Genomic DNA, 16,844 nt, shown 5'->3' on the forward strand with positions numbered 1-16,844 from the left:
GGCACTGTGTGTGCCGCCAGATCAACGGTGGGTCGCGATCCAGATCAGCAGGCCCGCCTGGAATACTGCGAATGTCACCAGACAGGCAATCGTGAAGCGCAAGCTGCTGTCTTCGCGCTTGTACTTGCTGACCCGGTCTTCGTGCTGACGGATAGTGACTTCCTGCTCCAGCAGATTTTTCTCGGCCTTCTCCAGCATGTGCGAGGCTTCGAGAATCTCGATGATCTGCACCTTGTCGTTGTTCCAGGTGCTGTGCAGATTGCCGACATGCACATCCTTGATGCTGCCTTTCATGTGCTGGGCGTCGGCGTACACCACCTCGAAACCCAGTGTGCGCAGAAAGTGGTCGCGACGCAGGCGCGTGTCTTCGTTGAGGCCGTCCTTGCTCGCCAGTGCCACGCTTTCTATCTTATATGAAGACCATTTGCGTTGTGCCCAGTGCACGCCGTGCGCGATCAGGAAGCGCCCGATACCGCGGTTCCACGGTTCGATCTGCAAGCCGGACTCGGGGCCGAAACGCACCATGCGTTTTTGATGGTCCACCCAGATATCCAGATTGTTCTGTTCCTTTCGCACACGCTGGCCTGGCAACTGAATGCTGATGCGCAACAGGCTCAGTTCCTTGCTGTGACGCTCGGCGCGTCCGAACTGAACGAAACGCAGCGGTCGTCCACCCGTGGCGCGGTCGGTCGGCAACGGCGACAGGCGCAGCATCTGAAAATTCTCAGGCACCACGTCTTCCCACGGTTGTGGCGGTGCGGGTGCAGCGGCTTCTGCGCTGTCGGGTGCAGCAACGGTTTCGGTCATGGCGGTATCAGTCATGGAGGCGGTCCTGTCCATGGCTTTGTGCAGCAAACACAAAGCCAGCAATCCGCTATCGGCAGTCTTTGCCCAGACTGAAGGGCAAAACGGCGGGTTTGCAGATTACTGGCGTCAAATCTTCCGTCAGGCCGGCGGCAAGGCCTGGATGAAGCGCAGAATGCGCGCCGTGACCTGCTTGGCCAACGGTTGGGTGGGATTGCGATAGGACAGCAACTGTTGCTCCAGATTGTCGGGAACAATGCGCAAGACGTGATTCATGCCATCGATCAGCGCCAGTTCGGCATCCGGTTTGGCTTTCTGAAGCAGCAACGCATCGCCCACGCCCACCTGAATGTCGTTGCGGCCCTGAACGATCAGCGCAGGCATCGTCAGCGCGCCGAAGGCGGCGGTAGGGTCCTGTCGAAACAGCGAGATCAGATAGGGCTGTACGCTCGGCCTGAACACCACCTCGAGTTCCTGCGGGACCTTCTCATCGGTCTTGCCTGCCTTCAACTCGTCCAGCAGTTGGTTGCTACGTTGCAGCAACTCGGGAGGCAGGCGTTCCTGAAACTGCTCGCGCAGTACTTGATCCACCGGGCGACCGGTGCCGGCAACCGATATCACTGCGGCAGCGCCAGCTTTGTCGGCGGCAAGGGCTGCCACCAATGCGCCTTCGCTATGACCCAGCAGAATCAGCTGGCCGAGGCGCGGGTTGGCGCGGATCGCTCTGACCCACAATTGCACGTCGGCCACGTAGCGCTCGACACTCAGGTCGCGCTCGTCCGGCGTGACGGCCTTGCTCGCCGCCACACCACGTTTGTCATAACGCACGCTGGCGATGCCGTGGGTTGCGAGGAAAACCGCCAGACGCTTCATGCTGTCGTTGCGTCCACCTTCAGGGTTGTTGCCATCCCGGTCGGTTGGGCCTGAGCCCGCAATGATCAGTACTACAGGCACCGGCCTGTCTGCGCGCGGCATCAGCAGCGTGCCGTAAAGCGTGCCGTTTCCGGTGTCCACGTTCATGGGGCGTTGCACGACATTGGGCGTGGCTGCGCTGGCCGTTGCGGCAAACAGGGTGAGCAGCAATGTCATCGGCAGGACCAGCAGGCGCAGCATGTTTGAAGCTTTCATCGAAGAATTACCAGATAACATCGCAAGGCCATCATAGGGCAGGGTCTCGCTTGGACGCACGCCGTAACGGAAGGTTCGAGGATGAACTGTACGGCGAGCCTGCGTATACTGGCGCGCTTGATTCAATGATTTGGTTTTTTGGCTGATTTTTCGGAGCGCCCGCATGTCCGGCAACACTTTCGGCAAGCTGTTCACTGTCACCACCGCCGGCGAAAGCCATGGCCCGGCGCTGGTCGCTATCGTCGACGGCTGCCCGCCCGGTCTGGAGCTGGATCTGCAGGACCTGCAGCGCGACCTGGATCGCCGCAAGCCGGGCACCAGCCGGCACACCACGCAGCGCCAGGAGGCCGACGAGGTCGAGATTCTTTCCGGGGTGTTCGAAGGCAAGACCACCGGCGCGTCTATCGGCCTGCTGATCCGCAACACCGATCAGAAGTCCAAGGATTATTCGAACATCAAGGACTTGTTCCGGCCCGCGCACGCCGACTACACCTATCACCACAAGTATGGCGTGCGCGACTACCGTGGCGGCGGTCGCAGCTCGGCGCGTGAAACGGCCATGCGTGTCGCCGCAGGTGCCATCGCCAAGAAATACCTGGCGACCCAGGGCATTGTCATTCGCGGCTACATGAGCCAGCTGGGTCCGATCCAGATTCCGTTCAAGACCTGGGATTCGGTCGAGCAGAACGCATTTTTCTGTCCCGATCCTGACAAGGTGCCGGAGCTGGAGACCTATATGGACCAGCTGCGTCGCGACCAGGATTCGGTTGGCGCGAAAATCACTGTCGTGGCCGAAGGCGTCATGCCGGGTCTGGGCGAACCGATTTTCGACCGTCTGGACGCCGAACTGGCCCATGCGCTGATGAGCATCAATGCCGTGAAGGGCGTAGAAATCGGCGCAGGCTTCGACTGCGTTGCCCAACGTGGCACCGAGCACCGTGACGAGATGACGCCGCAAGGTTTCCTGTCCAATCAGGCAGGCGGCATTCTGGGCGGGATTTCTTCCGGCCAGCCGATCATCGCGCATCTGGCGCTCAAGCCGACATCGAGCATTACCACGCCGGGCCGCTCCATCGATGTCGATGGCAACGCCGCAGACGTCATCACCAAAGGGCGTCATGACCCTTGCGTCGGGATCCGTGCCACGCCGATTGCCGAAGCCATGATGGCCATCGTGCTGCTGGACCATCTGTTGCGCCATCGCGGTCAGAACGCCGACGTCAGTGTCACCACGCCTGTGCTGGCTCAGCTGTAATGAGCGTGGCCACTGTCGCGGACCGCTAACGTGGCGCCACTTCCTCACGGACAGCTTCCTTACTGGCGGCTGTCCGGTTTCTATCTGTGTTACTTCGCCTTGCTCGGCTCGTCCGCGCCGTACATGGCGCTGTATCTGCATCATCTGGGGTTTTCCAGCGCGCGGATTGGCGAGCTGATCGCCATTCCGATGCTGATGCGATGCGTGGCGCCGAACCTCTGGGGCTGGCTCGGCGACTACACCGGGCGGCGGCTGGCCATCGTACGCTTTGGTGCGGTCTGCACACTGCTGGCGTTCTCGCTCATCCTGCTGGATCACAGCTATGCCTGGCTGGCGATGGTCATGGCCCTGTACGCGTTCTTCTGGCATGCGATTCTGCCGCAGTTCGAGGTGATTACCCTCGCTCACCTGCAAGGTCAGACTGCCCGGTACAGCCAGATCCGCCTGTGGGGCTCTATCGGCTTCATTCTGGCGGTGGTGGTGCTCGGACGATTGCTCGAATGGTTCAGCCTGGACCTGTTCCCTCACATGCTTCTGACGGTCATGGCCGGCATCGCGATCAGCAGTTGGTGGGTGCCCAACGCGCAGCCGCCCGTCTCATCGAGGCCGTCGGACGAGGGCGGCTTTCTCCGGCAGTTGTCACGCCCCGGCGTGCTGGCGTTCTACCTCAGTGTCGCGCTGATGCTGCTCAGCCATGGCCCGTATTACACGTTTCTGACCCTGCATCTCGAGGCACTGGGCTACAGTCGCAGCCTGATCGGTGTGCTGTGGTCAGTGGGCGTGGTGGCGGAAGTGTTGATGTTCATGGTGATGAGCCGTGTTCTGCAGCGTTTTTCGGTGCGTCAGGTGTTGCTGGCCAGTTTTCTGCTGGCGGCGGTGCGCTGGCTGCTGCTGGGCGCATTTGCCGAGCATTTGCTGGTCTTGCTGGTTGCTCAGGTGATGCACGCCGCGACGTTCGGCAGCTTTCACGCCGCTGCCATCCATTTCGTGCAACGTAGCTTCGGTCCACGTCAGCAAGGTCAGGGGCAGGCGCTGTATGCCGCACTGTCCGGCGTCGGCGGGGCATTGGGCGCGTTGTACTCAGGTTATAGCTGGACTGCGCTGGGGCCATTCTGGACCTTTGCCATCGCCAGCCTTGCGGCACTGGCCGCAGCCATCATGATTGTCACACCCAGGAAAGAGGAAGGTGTATGACCCGCGAACACTTGGCGCAGCAGATCATCGAAGCCGGCCGGTTTCTGTATGGCCGTGGCTGGTCGCCTGCCACCAGCAGCAACTACTCGGTCCGGCTGTCGGCCAGCGAGGCACTGCTGACGGTGTCCGGCAAGCACAAGGGCCAGTTGGGTATCGACGATGTGCTGGCCACCGATCTGCACGGCAACAGCCTGGAACCGGGCAAGAAGCCATCTGCTGAAACGCTGCTGCACACCCAGTTGTACAATTGCAGGCCGCAGGTCGGTGCCGTATTGCACACGCATTCGGTGAACGCGACTGTGTTGTCCAGACTGACCGATGCCGATCATCTGGTATTCGAGGACTACGAACTGCAGAAAGCCTTTCAGGGCGTGGCCACCCATGAATCGCAAGTGGTGGTGCCGATTTTCGACAATGATCAGGACATTGCCCGGCTGGCCGCGAAGGTGCAGCCCTGGCTCGATGCCCATCCAGACTGCGCCGGTTACTTGATTCGCGGCCACGGACTCTATACCTGGGGCGCGCAGATGAGCGATGCACTGCGTCAGATCGAAGCATTCGAATTTCTGTTTGAATGCGAGCTGAAGATGCGCACGGTCTTGAACCGTTGACTGCCACGCGTTAAACACGTGTGTATGCCTGACCGGCCTGTAAAAGCCGGAAGGCCTTGCCAAGCCCAAGCCGAGGATTCAATGCCATGAGCAGCCTGTCCGTTTACCACGTTTCAAGTCCTGAGGTGCCCAACAAGGTACTGACCCACCTGGAAGACATCACCTCGACCCTGGCCGAGCAGGGCGTTTCGTTTGCGCGTTGGGAAGCTGCGACGCCAATCACGCCGGGCGCCTCCCAGGAAGATGTCATCCATGCCTACCGCAGCCAGATCGATGCGCTGATGACCGAGCACGGCTACGTGACCGTTGACGTCATCAGCCTCAATAGCGATCACCCGCAAAAAGCCGAATTGCGTGCGAAGTTTCTTGAAGAGCATCGTCATGGCGAAGATGAAGTGCGCTTCTTCGTAGCCGGTCGAGGCCTGTTCACGTTGCACATCGAAGATTACGTCTACGCCGTGCTGTGCGAGAAGAACGACCTGATTTCCGTACCTGCCGGGACGAAGCACTGGTTCGACATGGGTGAAAACCCGCACTTCGTCGCCATCCGCCTGTTCAATAACCCTGAAGGTTGGGTCGCGAACTTCACCGGTGAAGACATCGCAGGCCGTTTCCCAAGGCTTGAAGACTGACCCGTCCGCCGTTTGCTTATGTACCGCCTCAAAGGAGCCAGACCCTGATGTCCATCAAAGCCATCCTCACGGATATCGAAGGCACCACCAGTGCGGTGAGTTTCGTGTTCGACGTGCTGTTCCCGTTCGCCAGGCAGCACTTGCCGGACTTCGTTCGCCAGAACGCTGACAAGCCTGCGGTTGCAGAGCAAGTGCAGGCCGTGCGTGCCGACAGTGGCGAGTCGCAGGCCGATGTCGAACGAGTCGTCGAGATTCTCTTGCAGTGGATTGCCGAGGATCGCAAGGCCACGCCACTCAAGGCACTGCAAGGCATGGTCTGGGAGCAGGGCTACAACGCCGGTCAGTTGAAAGGGCATGTGTACCCGGACGCTGTCGAGGCTCTGAAACGCTGGCACACCGAGGGTTACAGGCTGTATGTATATTCCTCGGGCTCGATTCAGGCTCAGCAATTGATCTTCGGTTGCTCCGAGGCGGGTGATCTTTCCGGTCTGTTCAGTGGTTATTTCGACACCACGTCCGGCCCCAAGCGCGAGGCGCAGTCCTACCGCACCATCACGCAAGCCATTGGCTGCGAGGCGGGCGAGATACTGTTTCTGTCGGATATCGTCGAAGAGCTGGATGCCGCACGAGATGCAGGCATGGCGACCTGTGGTCTGGTGCGCGCCGAAGGCGCTCTGGCAGGTCATGAAAACGTATCCAGCTTCGCACTGATCGACCCGACTGCCTGGTAAAAATCCTTTCTCGAACGCTGTTACCAGCGATTTCTGTCAGTAGCGTCCTGCTTTTGAGTGGGACGCTGCCTGTCTGTGAGTGCGTTAATCCTGTTTGTTTAAGGCGTTGTTTTCAAGCACGGTCAGTCGTGTAAGTTTCGCGTTTTCGAATCCCTCATCGAGCGAATGCCACTGGTTTACTCGAGCAGGGCAGGGAGGGAGCGGCGGCGATGTGCAGTGCCATGACGGACAACGCAACAATGGGTTTATTGATAGAGCAGATGGTCAGTACGATCACTGAAATCGATGGGCAGACAGCCATCGGGAATGCGCTTCGATGGCTGAGGCAGGAGTGCCGCTGTGAGCGGGCCATGTTCTACCAGTTCAAGGGTGTACAACTGCTGACGTTCGTGACGTCCAACGTCGATGACGTGTGGGGCGAAGCCTATCGTCGTCAGCAGATGATTTCCCATGATCCGGTGGTGCGTCATTACCGCAACAACCTCGGGTTTCTGGAATGGGACGATGCGATCAGGCATTACCTTCCGCCCGCCTGGTATGAAGAAACACTCAGTGCCTGCAACCTCGCACCGGCGATTTCATATGGCTACACCAGCCACTGCCGGGGTGTTGACGGCGTGACGTCGATCTTCACATTGGCGGGACTGACGCGTAATACCACCCAAAGTGACAAATACCTGATCACCAGTCTGGTACCTGTGTTGCACAGGGTCGGCCGCGGCATTCAGTTCAGCTCCAGGGGGCTTACCCAAAAAGAGCTGGAGATTCTGCAGTGGGCCAGAGACGGAAAGACTGCATGGGAAATCTCGATGATCAAGGAGATTTCAGAAGCCACGGTGAAATTTCACCTGAAGACCATCTATTCCAAACTGGGTGTCGCCAATCGTGCGCAGGCGGTGGGGGAGGCGTTGTGTCGCGGATTCATTACCTGACAATTAAAACCAGACAGGCAAAAAAAGCCGCGAGAACAAAAATGTAATCGCGGCGAACAAGGGATGAGAGAGCGTACAACGGCGTCACCAGGTTCGGTGACGCGAAAACTTTAGCGCGTGTGATAAGTCGGCAGATCGAAGCGGTGCTGGCTTTGCAGCATCGAGATGGCCGGCAGATCGCTGGCTTGTGCGGCCAGGTCGCGACGGATTGCGCTGATTACCCATTCCAGCTGTACCGGAGTGTGCAGTTGTGCATAAGACACGGAGCGACGGATCTGTTTGCCTTCATCGTTGCGCAGCGACAACAACACGCCGCCGTCAGGACGAGGCTGGGTGGTCACGGTGTAGTCGGAAAATACGGAAGCGAATTTTTCTTGAATAAAAGTCATGTCTAGCGGCTCCATTGCTCATGGGATAACAAGCTTGGAAGTACTAGTGCAGTGTCTGTGCCACATTTGCCATGAATTTTTTTCCTTTAAAATCAACGAGTTAAAATAACGTCATTTTAAGAGGTTCGTGCATTTTGCATGAAAGCCTATCGGGCATCCTGCATTTTGCCGTTTGCGGGGAACCAAATGGCTGGAAAGCGGACCAAGTCGGTATTTTTTCAATCGAGGGCATGGCTTGACCCTGATCGAACAGCTGGCAAGACTTACGGTCAGTGTGTTTACCGCTGCCGGGTACATCGGATTCCCGGATGACCGTGCGCCAAGGAGTTAGTGATGACCGATTCAAATACCAGTCAACCGAAGACTATGACTGACGAAGAGACTGCCGAGTTCGCTGAACAGGTATTCAATGTTGCGCGTCAGGGTGATGCGGTGATGCTGGAACGTCTGCTGAAAAAAGGCCTTCCTGCAGACCTGCGCAACCACAAGGGTGACACGCTGCTGATGCTCGCCAGCTATCACGGCCACCTTGATGCGGTTCGTGTACTGCTCGAGCACAAGGCCAACCCGGAAATTCGCAACGACAATGGGCAGAGCCCGATCGCAGGCGCGGCCTTCAAGGGCGACCTTGCGGTGGTGAAACTGCTGGTGGAAAACGGCGCCGAAGTGGAAGGCGCGTCTGCCGATGGTCGCACTGCGCTGATGATGGCGGCGATGTTCAACCGGATGGAAATCGTCGACTACCTGATCAGCAAGGGCGCTGATCCGCATGTCCGTGATGCCAAAGGTGTGAACGCGCTCGCAGCCGCCCAGACAATGGGCGCCACCGGGACCGCAGAGCAACTGATCAATCTGGGTGTTCAGCCGGTCTGATTCGGCCCTGTGGCTGTGATCAGCCTGAAGGCATAGAGGTGCGAAGGATTTCCCGTTATCCTTCGCACCTCTTTTTTTTGCCCGCTATCAGGATGTTTCTCATGAAAGACGCTCTCGCCGAATTAATCAGCAAAATCAGTTCGGGGTGCATGGGCGACGACGAGATCCTGCGCGTGGCTGACGAAGCCGCCCAGGCCTATGCCGACCCGAAGGCTTTTCTGAGCGCCAATCCTGATATCAATTACGACGACACTTTTCCCATCCCGTTGGGGGAGTGGGTCGTGGTCGGCAGTCTGCCGGAGACTGTCCTGTTTCAGGCCGACACCTATGCGGACCTGTTCGAGCAGATCGTCCAGTCGTTTGGCAAGGATGTGACGTTCAACATCAAGTCGAAACAACTGACCAAGGTCGAGCCGCTGGTGGCGCTCAATCGCATCCAGATCCAGCTGAGCAGCATGAACAAGGAAATGGGCGGCTACACCCTGATGGATTTCAGCCAGCCGCTGGACGATGAGCTGCAGGCGGTGCTGGTCTACGGCAACGATGAAGCACGTGTACTGGAGCTGGCAGCAGCGGCGGGCATTCATGCCGCGCCTTCGTTGCAGGCATTGCGCGGCTAATCAGCCGAGCGCGGTATCCAGAAACATCATCACTGCAAATCCGCCCATCAAGCCCAGCGTCGCCGACGTCTGGTGACCGTTGCGGTGGGTTTCCGGGATGACCTCATGTGACACCACGAAAATCATCGCACCCGCCGCCAGACCCATGCTCAGCGGGTAGGCAATAGCGAAGCCGCTGGAAATGCCCAGTCCGATCAATGCGCCCAGGGGCTCCATCAGGCCGGAGCCAATGGCGACCATCATGGCCTTGAAGGATGAAAGCCCCGTCGCCCTCAACGCCAGCGCTATCGCCAGTCCTTCCGGAATGTCCTGAATGGCGATGGCCGTGGTCAGTGGCAGGCCGACGTTCATGTTACCGCCTGCGAAGCTCACCCCGATGGCCATGCCTTCCGGCAGGTTATGCAGGGTGATCGCCAGCACGAACAGCCAGACCCGATTGATACGTTCCGAATGCGGTCCCTGACGGCCTACGCTCTCGTGCTCGTGCGGGGTGAACCTGTCTAGGCCGAGCATCAGCAGTACGCCCAGCGCCAGACCTGAGACAACGGTCGCTGCCGCGAATGGGCCGGTGCCGGTGATTTCCCGAGCGGCTTCCAGCCCCGGCAGAATCAGCGAGAAGGAACTGGCCGCCAGCATCATGCCTGCTGCGAAACCCAGCATGATGTCCTGAGTACGCTGCGCCACATTGCGGAACGCAACCGCCATGATCGCGCCGAGGGCCGTCGCGGCGAAACCAGCCGTGCCGCCCAGCAGGGCGTAATTGAAGTTGGTCTGGCTGGTGCCGAAAAAGGCGTTATAGAGGCTTATGGCGCCGAGAATCACGACAATCACAGAAGCGAATATAAAGCCCAGGCTCACCAGCGGGCTGCTTTGAAGCTGGGCGAGCCAGGTCGCCCGCAGGGTTCTTGGGTGCGCGGAAGGTTGCATGCAGAGTGTTACCTTTTGCTGATAGGCCGATCGCCAGAGTCATGAGCTGAACAGGATCAAACAGGTTGCTGAATTCGGAGCCTGAAAATATGCCGTTGGTTCAATGGAACCCCCGAAGGGCACGATCATCCTAGAAGTGTCAGTATTCAATCAGGGGCAACACCATGGGTTCCACATTCAACGGTCTGGTCGGCTTGATCATCCTCGCGCTCGATATCTGGGCCATCATCAACGTGTTGAAGAGCGGCTCGGAAACCGGGGCGAAGATTCTCTGGATCCTGCTGATTGTGCTGCTGCCTGTATTGGGGCTGATCATCTGGGCCATCGCGGGTCCGCGTGGCAACGTGCGTATCTGACGTTACTCAGGTCGGATAAAAGACGCTTGATTACGTGAGTAATCAGGCGTTTTTTGCTTTTAGGGACGGGCAGGACGGTACGTGTGTGGCGGGCTGTGAGCACAGAGGTTCGACCTGTCATGTTCGGCGACGTAGAATGCGCGCCTTTGTTGCGGGCGGTCGGCCGTCCTGTCATCTGTCTTTTTCGGGAGCTTACCCATGAGTGATTATCAGGAAACGTTGTACGAAGGCTACGGCCAGCGCTTTCGTATCGAAAAAATGCTGCACGAAGTGCGCACCGATCACCAGCACCTGGTGATTTTCCAGAACCCGCGCATGGGCCGTGTCATGGCGCTCGACGGCGTGATTCAGACCACCGAGGCCGACGAGTTCATCTACCACGAAATGCTCACCCACGTGCCGATCCTCGCTCACGGCGCAGCCAAGCGTGTGCTGATCATTGGCGGCGGCGACGGCGGCATGCTGCGTGAAGTGGCCAAGCACTCGACGGTCGAGCACATCACCATGGTCGAGATCGACGGCACAGTCGTCGAGATGTGCAAGGAGTTCCTGCCGACTCACTCCAACGGCGCTTTCGAGGATTCGCGTCTGAATCTGGTGATCGACGACGGCATGCGTTTCGTGGCTACCACCGAAGAGAAGTTCGATGTGATCATCTCCGACTCCACTGACCCGATCGGTCCGGGAGAGGTGCTGTTTTCGGAAAACTTCTATCAGGCCTGCCATCGCTGCCTGAACGAGGGTGGCATTCTGGTCACTCAAAACGGCACACCTTTCATGCAGCTCAGTGGCGTACAGACCACGGCCGGACGCATGAACGGCCTGTTCGCCGACTGGCATTTCTATCAGGCCGCCATTCCGACCTACATCGGCGGCGCCATGACCTTTGCCTGGGGCGCGACCGACAAGGCGTACCGCAAGCTGCCGCTGGAAACCCTGCGCCAGCGCTTCGCTGGCAGCGGTATTGTTACGCGTTATTACAACCCTGAAGTGCACATCGGCGCGTTCGCGCTGCCGCAGTACGTGCTCAGCGCCATCAAGAAGCCAAGCAACGACTGAGTCCGGTGTCCGACGTTTCGGGCCTGAACGCCTGAAACGTCCTGCCGTATGGCGGGGCGCGACAAAATTTTCACACCCCCCGGCCCAGAATTGCGCGCGACGCTGAACCCGCAGATAGTCTCTGTCGCTGAACGAGACGCGCTGAACGAGCGCCAAATACCTGTCGATCAAGTACTATCTGCCCCCCTTGCAGCCTGCCGCCCACTCGTTGGAGCGCTGGTGTCGCACGCCTGAACCCAACCCTGAATCCACCGGATCCTGACAACCATGGCCAAAACGGACGCCCAGATTCATCGGCAAGCCTTGTCCCGCCTGCAAAACCCGACCGTCAAATCGCATCTGGCTTATACATTGCTCAGCGGCCTGGCCCTGATGGTGATGTACACGCTGCTGCGTATCGGTCTGCTGGTCTACAACCGCGAGATGATTGGCGATACGCCTGCATCGACCTTCATCGAGGCGCTGTTCAACGGCATGCGTTTCGACCTGCGTCTGACGGTGTATCTGCTGATCCCGCTGATGCTGTCGCTGTTCAGCGCTCGGGCCATGGCGGCACGTGGCTTCTTCCGGTTCTGGCTGACCTTGGTCGGCAGCATCACGCTGTTCTTTGGCCTGATGGAAATGGACTTCTACCGTGAATTCCATCAACGCCTGAACGGCCTGGTGTTCCAGTACGTCAAGGAAGACCCGAAGACCGTTCTGAGCATGCTCTGGTACGGCTTTCCGGTGGTGCGTTATCTGCTGGCGTGGGCCGTGGTCACCTGGCTGTTGAGCCTGGTGTTCAAGGGCATCGACCGTGTGACGCGGCCGCGCAATGCACTGTCGGGCGGTGTCGCTGGCACGCGCTCCATCGCGCCGTGGTACATGCGCATAGGCGTGTTCTTCCTGGTCCTGATCGTTGCCGTGATCTGCGCCCGTGGCACCCTGCGCCAGGGCCCGCCGCTGCGTTGGGGTGATGCGTACACCACCGAATCGAACTTCGCCAACCAGTTGGGCCTCAACGGCACGCTGACGCTGATAACGGCTGCCAAAAGCCGCATGTCCGAAGATCGCGACAACATCTGGAAAGCAACGCTGCCACAGGCCGACGCACAACAGACCGTACGCGATATGTTGCTGACCTCCCACGACAAGCTGGTCGAGCCGGACATTGCTGCAGTACGCCGTGACTTCACGCCGCCTGCGGAAAACACCCTGCCGATCCGAAACGTGGTCGTGATCCTGATGGAGAGCTTCGCCGGTCACTCGGTCGGTGCGCTGGGCAGCGATGCCAACATCACGCCTAACTTCGACAAGCTGTCCAAGGAAGGCCTGTTGTTCGATCATTTCTTCTCCAACGGTACCCACACCCACCAGGGTATGTTCGCCACCATGGCCTGCTTCCCGAACCTGCCAGGTTTCGAATACCTGATGCAGACGCCGGAAGGCAGCCACAAGCTGTCGGGCCTTCCGCAGCTGTTGAGCGCGGGTCGCAACTACGATGACGTCTACGTTTACAACGGCAACTTTGCCTGGGACAACCAGTCGGGCTTCTTCAGCAATCAGGGCATGACCAACTTTGTTGGCCGTGACGACTTCGTCAACCCGGTGTTCTCCGATCCGACCTGGGGCGTTTCCGACCAGGACATGTTCGACCGTGGCGCTCAGGAACTGAAGGCGCGTCAGGACGGCAAGCCGTTCTATGCCCTGCTGCAAACCCTGTCCAACCACACCCCATACGCATTGCCGGAAAACCTGCCGGTCGAGCGTGTGACCGGTCACGGTTCGCTGGACGAGCATTTGACCGCCATGCGTTATTCCGACTGGGCGCTGGGCCAGTTCTTCGAGAAGGCCAAGAAAGAGCCTTACTTCAAGAACACCCTGTTCGTCGTACTGGGTGACCACGGTTTCGGCAACAACCGTCAGCTGACAGAAATGGACCTTGGTCGCTTCAATGTGCCGATGTTGTTGATCGGTCCGGGCGTGCAGGAAAAGTTCGGCCAACGCAGCAGCATCGTCGGCACCCAGGTGGACGTCGTACCGACCATCATGGGCCGTCTGGGTGGTCAGACCCGTAACCAGTGCTGGGGACGCGATCTGCTCAACCTGCCGGAAGGCGACAAGGGGTTTGGCGTGATCAAGCCGTCGGGCAGTGAGCAGGTGGTGGCAATCATCAGCGGCAACCGCATTCTGATCGAACCGACCGAAATGCCGGCCAAACTGCTGACGTACACCCTGGGTGCCACGCCGCACGCGGAAGAAGTACCCGATGCGCCGGACACCGAGGAGCTCAAGCGCAAGCTGGAGAGCTTCCTGCAAACCGCGACCAAGAGCCTGCTGGACAATACTGCAGGCGTGGAAGCCAGCAAGAACAGAAACTGACCGCTGTCGTCCTGCCCGGTATCAATCGGGCAGGACACGCAGTTGACCGTTTCAGCAATGAAAAAGGCCCTCGGCATCCAATGCGAGGGCCTTTTTGTTATCCGTTTGAGTCCGTTTGCTGTGCGCAATCCATTGGAACGAATGGAGGCGGTGAAAGGTCCAGAGTAGGTAAGTCAGAGTGCCTGGCTTGCTTATTCTGGAGGCATTGATGAAACAGTGGGCCATTTTGTATCTGGACAAGGATGGTGTGCAGCAGCGTCGGGAAGTGCAGTGGCAGGAACGCCCCAGCGAAGAGGATGCTGCACGTCTGTTGCGCAAGGATTTATATCCCGTCACGGATGAGTTGGATCTCAATGACCTGGAAGGTCGAACCGATGAGCCGACCGTCAAGACACTCAAGGACCATAACAGTGTCCAGATCATTTCCATCACAGAAGCGAGCTGATCCTTCACTGCAAAAAATCTTGTTGCGCCAACCACTTGGCAATGTCCCCCCGATGGGTCTACTCTGCAAATGAGGTCGTGAAGACGGCCTCTGACACAGGTCCATCCCCGGCCTGTTCCAGGTCCGGTCAGCTACATGCTTGATTCCCCACGTCGGAGTAACTGCCGTGCGCTGGCCATCTTTTCGATGGCCACTCGGGAAGAGTTGAAACTCTATCTATCGTTGCATAGGAGGACGTTTCATGAGCACAGCCTATCAAGAGGACATCAGCAGTAACGTACTGCGCCGCATGAAAGAAGGCGGTTTTGACTTCGCGCGAATTCACCCCATCGAGTTCTATGCCATTTTTCCCGACGAGGAACGGGCGCGGCAGGCTGCAGACAAATTTCGTGGTGAGTCCCTCAATACACAGATCAATGTGCGTGACGACGGTGCCTGGCATTTGCAGTTGAGCAAAGTGATGTACGCCACCTATGACGGTATCGGTGACTTCGAGCAAGACTTTCAAGTGGCCATTTCGCCGATGGACGGGGAGGTTGAAGGCTGGGGTGTGAAACAGGAGATCAGGAGGCTGCACGCCTGATCCGCTGCAATTGCGATTGATACCTGCGGGCTGATCGGCCGACCTGGAGAAATCTGCCGGGGCGGCCGGTTTTGTTTTCGGGGTCAGCGTAATCTCGCGCAGGTGCTGTTCACGAATAGCGTGCTCGCCAGGACCGCGTAAAGCCCGAACAGGTTATCCGTGCGCAAAAAAAAGCCACTCAAGAGAGTGGCTCAAAGGGAAGTCCGGTCAGAAGCGCGTTAAGGTGCGTCACGCTCGCTGAGAAATGGGGTTCAGGGCAAAAGCGACGTTTGATGCCCTGTTTGCTCGGTTGCTGGCGATTATGGCGAACTAATATCGTGTTCGGAAATCAACTCTGACTATGCTGTTCATAGATTTCGCGGCGCAAAGACGCTTCCGAATGACGCATGCGAGAGGTAGCTGGGGCATTTAGCGCACAGGAATGGTGCGCGGTCCGCAGGGTTTATATATAACCTATTGATATTTAAGCGTTTATGCCGGTGGCACGGGCCTTGCGAAGCCTAAGGTGTCCATGGTGACAAGGAGTACGGCATGATCCGCACCTTTTATGACGAGATGTACGATGCTGGCGGTCTGGTCCGCCCGCACTATCGGGAATTCGCCCGCTGGTTGGGCGATACGCCCCCTGAGCTTCTGGCTCAACGCAGGCGTGAAGCCGATCTGCTGTTTCATCGCGCCGGGATCACGTTCACGCTCTACGGTGACGAGCAAGGCACCGAGCGGTTGATTCCGTTCGACACCATTCCCCGCAGCATTCCGGCCAGCGAGTGGCGGGTTGTGGAGCGGGGCTGTATTCAGCGCGTCAAGGCGCTGAACATGTTCCTTGCCGACCTTTACCATGACCAACGCATCATCAAGGCCGGGATCATTCCCGCCGAACAGGTGCTGGCCAACGAGCAATATCAGCTGGCGATGCAGGGTCTGAATCTGCACCGCGACCTGTACTCGCACATCTCTGGCGTCGATCTGGTCCGTGATGGCGATGGCACTTATTACGTGCTCGAAGACAACCTGCGCACGCCCAGCGGCGTGAGCTATATGCTCGAAGACCGCAAGATGATGATGCGCCTGTTCCCCGAGCTGTTCGCGGCGCAACGCATCGCGCCCATCGATCATTACCCGAACCTGCTGCTCGATACGCTGAAAAGCTCCAGCCCTCTGGATAACCCCAGCGTTGTGGTGCTGACGCCCGGGCGTTTCAACAGTGCGTTCTTCGAACATGCTTTCCTGGCCCGCGAAATGGGTGTCGAGCTGGTCGAGGGTGCCGATCTGTTCGTGCGCGATGATCGCGTCTTCATGCGCACCACCGACGGCCCCAAAGCCGTTGATGTGATCTATCGTCGCCTGGACGATGCCTTCCTCGATCCGCTGGCCTTCAACCCTGATTCGATGCTGGGCGTACCCGGTCTGCTGGCGGCCTATCGCTCCGGCAACGTGGTGCTGGCCAACGCCATTGGCACCGGCGTTGCGGACGACAAGTCGGTGTATCCGTACGTCACTGACATGATTCGTTTCTATCTGGACGAAGAGCCGATCCTCAAGAACGTACCCACCTGGCAATGCCGCAAGCCCGAAGAGTTGTCCCACGTACTGGCCAACCTGAAAGACCTTGTCGTCAAGGAAACCCAGGGTTCCGGCGGTTACGGAATGCTGGTCGGGCCTGCTGCCACGGCTGCCGAGATCGAAGCCTTCCGGGCGCGTCTCAAAGCCAAGCCGCATGCGTATATCGCTCAACCGACACTGTGCCTGTCGACCTGTCCGACGTTTGTCGAGAACGGCATCGCCCCGCGCCATATCGATTTGCGCCCCTTTGTTCTGTCCGGTCGTGAAACCCGCGTCGTGCCTGGCGGCCTCACCCGAGTGGCCTTGCGTGAAGGCTCGCTCGTGGTGAATTCGTCGCAGGGCGGCGGAACCAAAGACACCTGGGTGGTCGAGGATTAAGGA

Annotated in this window: 18 protein-coding genes; 14 read left to right on the forward strand and 4 right to left on the reverse strand. The window is 58.7% G+C overall.

All coding sequences use genetic code 11. The features are described from left to right. Nucleotides 1–21 precede the first annotated feature (21 nt). Both AO065_RS05980 and AO065_RS05985 read right to left on the reverse strand, forming a co-directional pair. On the reverse strand, nt 22–822 hold the full coding sequence (locus AO065_RS05980) for a hypothetical protein (RefSeq protein ID WP_074454466.1): 801 nt from the start codon (nt 820–822) through the stop codon (nt 22–24). Between the two features lie 123 nt (nt 823–945). Then, nucleotides 946–1,953: an alpha/beta hydrolase gene (locus AO065_RS05985; RefSeq protein ID WP_032650650.1), complete on the reverse strand. Its 1,008-nt coding sequence runs from the start codon at nt 1,951–1,953 to the stop codon at nt 946–948. 142 nt (nt 1,954–2,095) lie between these two features. Here AO065_RS05985 and aroC point away from each other — a divergent pair, with 142 nt between their 5' ends. From aroC to AO065_RS06015, 6 genes are all read left to right on the forward strand, one after another. Continuing rightward, nucleotides 2,096–3,187: a chorismate synthase gene (gene aroC, locus AO065_RS05990; RefSeq protein WP_004880916.1), complete on the forward strand. Its 1,092-nt coding sequence runs from the start codon at nt 2,096–2,098 to the stop codon at nt 3,185–3,187. 30 nt (nt 3,188–3,217) lie between these two features. After that, nucleotides 3,218–4,381 (forward strand): MFS transporter, encoded by a 1,164-nt coding sequence (locus AO065_RS05995; RefSeq protein WP_004880918.1) that lies wholly within the window; start codon nt 3,218–3,220, stop codon nt 4,379–4,381. Continuing rightward, nucleotides 4,378–4,992: a methylthioribulose 1-phosphate dehydratase gene (locus AO065_RS06000; protein WP_004880920.1), complete on the forward strand. Its 615-nt coding sequence runs from the start codon at nt 4,378–4,380 to the stop codon at nt 4,990–4,992. The genes AO065_RS05995 and AO065_RS06000 overlap by 4 nt, the downstream gene beginning before the upstream one ends. An 86-nt stretch (nt 4,993–5,078) precedes the next feature. Then, nucleotides 5,079–5,624, forward strand: a complete 546-nt coding sequence (locus AO065_RS06005; protein WP_004880921.1) for a 1,2-dihydroxy-3-keto-5-methylthiopentene dioxygenase — start codon at nt 5,079–5,081, stop codon at nt 5,622–5,624. Between the two features lie 47 nt (nt 5,625–5,671). Beyond that, nucleotides 5,672–6,355, forward strand: coding sequence for an acireductone synthase (gene mtnC / locus AO065_RS06010; protein WP_004880923.1), 684 nt, complete (start codon nt 5,672–5,674; stop codon nt 6,353–6,355). Nucleotides 6,356–6,564: 209 nt separating this feature from the next. Then, nucleotides 6,565–7,287, forward strand: coding sequence for a helix-turn-helix transcriptional regulator (locus tag AO065_RS06015; RefSeq protein WP_004880926.1), 723 nt, complete (start codon nt 6,565–6,567; stop codon nt 7,285–7,287). 110 nt (nt 7,288–7,397) lie between these two features. Here AO065_RS06015 and AO065_RS06020 read toward each other — a convergent pair whose 3' ends face one another. Then, nucleotides 7,398–7,676 (reverse strand): DUF3509 domain-containing protein, encoded by a 279-nt coding sequence (locus AO065_RS06020; protein WP_004880927.1) that lies wholly within the window; start codon nt 7,674–7,676, stop codon nt 7,398–7,400. A 333-nt stretch (nt 7,677–8,009) separates the two neighbouring features. On the opposite strand from AO065_RS06020, the gene AO065_RS06025 reads away from it, so the two are divergent. Beyond that, nucleotides 8,010–8,549, forward strand: coding sequence for an ankyrin repeat domain-containing protein (locus AO065_RS06025; protein ID WP_004880928.1), 540 nt, complete (start codon nt 8,010–8,012; stop codon nt 8,547–8,549). 101 nt (nt 8,550–8,650) lie between these two features. Further along, a complete protein-coding gene (locus AO065_RS06030) occupies nt 8,651–9,169 on the forward strand; it encodes a hypothetical protein (RefSeq protein ID WP_004880929.1) in 519 nt (172 codons plus the stop codon). Here AO065_RS06030 and AO065_RS06035 read toward each other — a convergent pair whose 3' ends face one another. Continuing rightward, complete coding sequence (locus AO065_RS06035) at nt 9,170–10,096, reverse strand: ZIP family metal transporter (RefSeq protein ID WP_004880931.1); 927 nt, start codon at nt 10,094–10,096, stop codon at nt 9,170–9,172. 164 nt (nt 10,097–10,260) lie between these two features. On the opposite strand from AO065_RS06035, the gene AO065_RS06040 reads away from it, so the two are divergent. The 6 genes from AO065_RS06040 (at nt 10,261) to AO065_RS06065 (ending at nt 16,841) form a co-directional block, all read left to right on the forward strand. Beyond that, on the forward strand, nt 10,261–10,452 hold the full coding sequence (locus tag AO065_RS06040) for a PLDc N-terminal domain-containing protein (protein WP_004880934.1): 192 nt from the start codon (nt 10,261–10,263) through the stop codon (nt 10,450–10,452). Between the two features lie 198 nt (nt 10,453–10,650). Next, on the forward strand, nt 10,651–11,511 hold the full coding sequence (gene speE, locus AO065_RS06045) for a polyamine aminopropyltransferase (protein WP_004880936.1): 861 nt from the start codon (nt 10,651–10,653) through the stop codon (nt 11,509–11,511). Between the two features lie 267 nt (nt 11,512–11,778). Beyond that, nucleotides 11,779–13,872, forward strand: coding sequence for an LTA synthase family protein (locus AO065_RS06050; RefSeq protein WP_004880938.1), 2,094 nt, complete (start codon nt 11,779–11,781; stop codon nt 13,870–13,872). Nucleotides 13,873–14,080: 208 nt separating this feature from the next. After that, nucleotides 14,081–14,317, forward strand: a complete 237-nt coding sequence (locus tag AO065_RS06055; RefSeq protein WP_004880940.1) for a hypothetical protein — start codon at nt 14,081–14,083, stop codon at nt 14,315–14,317. Between the two features lie 241 nt (nt 14,318–14,558). Beyond that, entirely contained in the window at nt 14,559–14,900 is a 342-nt protein-coding gene (locus AO065_RS06060; protein WP_004880942.1) for a ribonuclease E inhibitor RraB, read from the forward strand. A gap of 531 nt (nt 14,901–15,431) precedes the next feature. Then, nucleotides 15,432–16,841, forward strand: a complete 1,410-nt coding sequence (locus tag AO065_RS06065; RefSeq protein WP_004880943.1) for a circularly permuted type 2 ATP-grasp protein — start codon at nt 15,432–15,434, stop codon at nt 16,839–16,841. Nucleotides 16,842–16,844 lie beyond the last annotated feature (3 nt).

The sequence above is a fragment of the Pseudomonas viridiflava genome (genome assembly GCF_001642795.1).
Taxonomy (GTDB): Bacteria; Pseudomonadota; Gammaproteobacteria; order Pseudomonadales; family Pseudomonadaceae; genus Aquipseudomonas; species Aquipseudomonas viridiflava.

Bases quoted from the DNA above. Each gene is read 5' to 3' on its own strand.
- AO065_RS05980 (WP_074454466.1), bottom strand. From the start codon at position 822: ATGACTGATACCGCCATGACCGAAACCGTTGCTGCACCCGACAGCGCA.
- AO065_RS05985 (WP_032650650.1), bottom strand. From the start codon at position 1,953: ATGTTATCTGGTAATTCTTCGATGAAAGCTTCAAACATGCTGCGCCTG.
- aroC (WP_004880916.1), top strand. From the start codon at position 2,096: ATGTCCGGCAACACTTTCGGCAAGCTGTTCACTGTCACCACCGCCGGC.
- AO065_RS06000 (WP_004880920.1), top strand. From the start codon at position 4,378: ATGACCCGCGAACACTTGGCGCAGCAGATCATCGAAGCCGGCCGGTTT.
- AO065_RS06005 (WP_004880921.1), top strand. From the start codon at position 5,079: ATGAGCAGCCTGTCCGTTTACCACGTTTCAAGTCCTGAGGTGCCCAAC.
- mtnC (WP_004880923.1), top strand. From the start codon at position 5,672: ATGTCCATCAAAGCCATCCTCACGGATATCGAAGGCACCACCAGTGCG.
- AO065_RS06015 (WP_004880926.1), top strand. From the start codon at position 6,565: ATGTGCAGTGCCATGACGGACAACGCAACAATGGGTTTATTGATAGAG.
- AO065_RS06020 (WP_004880927.1), bottom strand. From the start codon at position 7,676: ATGACTTTTATTCAAGAAAAATTCGCTTCCGTATTTTCCGACTACACC.
- AO065_RS06025 (WP_004880928.1), top strand. From the start codon at position 8,010: ATGACCGATTCAAATACCAGTCAACCGAAGACTATGACTGACGAAGAG.
- AO065_RS06030 (WP_004880929.1), top strand. From the start codon at position 8,651: ATGAAAGACGCTCTCGCCGAATTAATCAGCAAAATCAGTTCGGGGTGC.
- AO065_RS06035 (WP_004880931.1), bottom strand. From the start codon at position 10,096: ATGCAACCTTCCGCGCACCCAAGAACCCTGCGGGCGACCTGGCTCGCC.
- AO065_RS06040 (WP_004880934.1), top strand. From the start codon at position 10,261: ATGGGTTCCACATTCAACGGTCTGGTCGGCTTGATCATCCTCGCGCTC.
- speE (WP_004880936.1), top strand. From the start codon at position 10,651: ATGAGTGATTATCAGGAAACGTTGTACGAAGGCTACGGCCAGCGCTTT.
- AO065_RS06050 (WP_004880938.1), top strand. From the start codon at position 11,779: ATGGCCAAAACGGACGCCCAGATTCATCGGCAAGCCTTGTCCCGCCTG.
- AO065_RS06055 (WP_004880940.1), top strand. From the start codon at position 14,081: ATGAAACAGTGGGCCATTTTGTATCTGGACAAGGATGGTGTGCAGCAG.
- AO065_RS06060 (WP_004880942.1), top strand. From the start codon at position 14,559: ATGAGCACAGCCTATCAAGAGGACATCAGCAGTAACGTACTGCGCCGC.
- AO065_RS06065 (WP_004880943.1), top strand. From the start codon at position 15,432: ATGATCCGCACCTTTTATGACGAGATGTACGATGCTGGCGGTCTGGTC.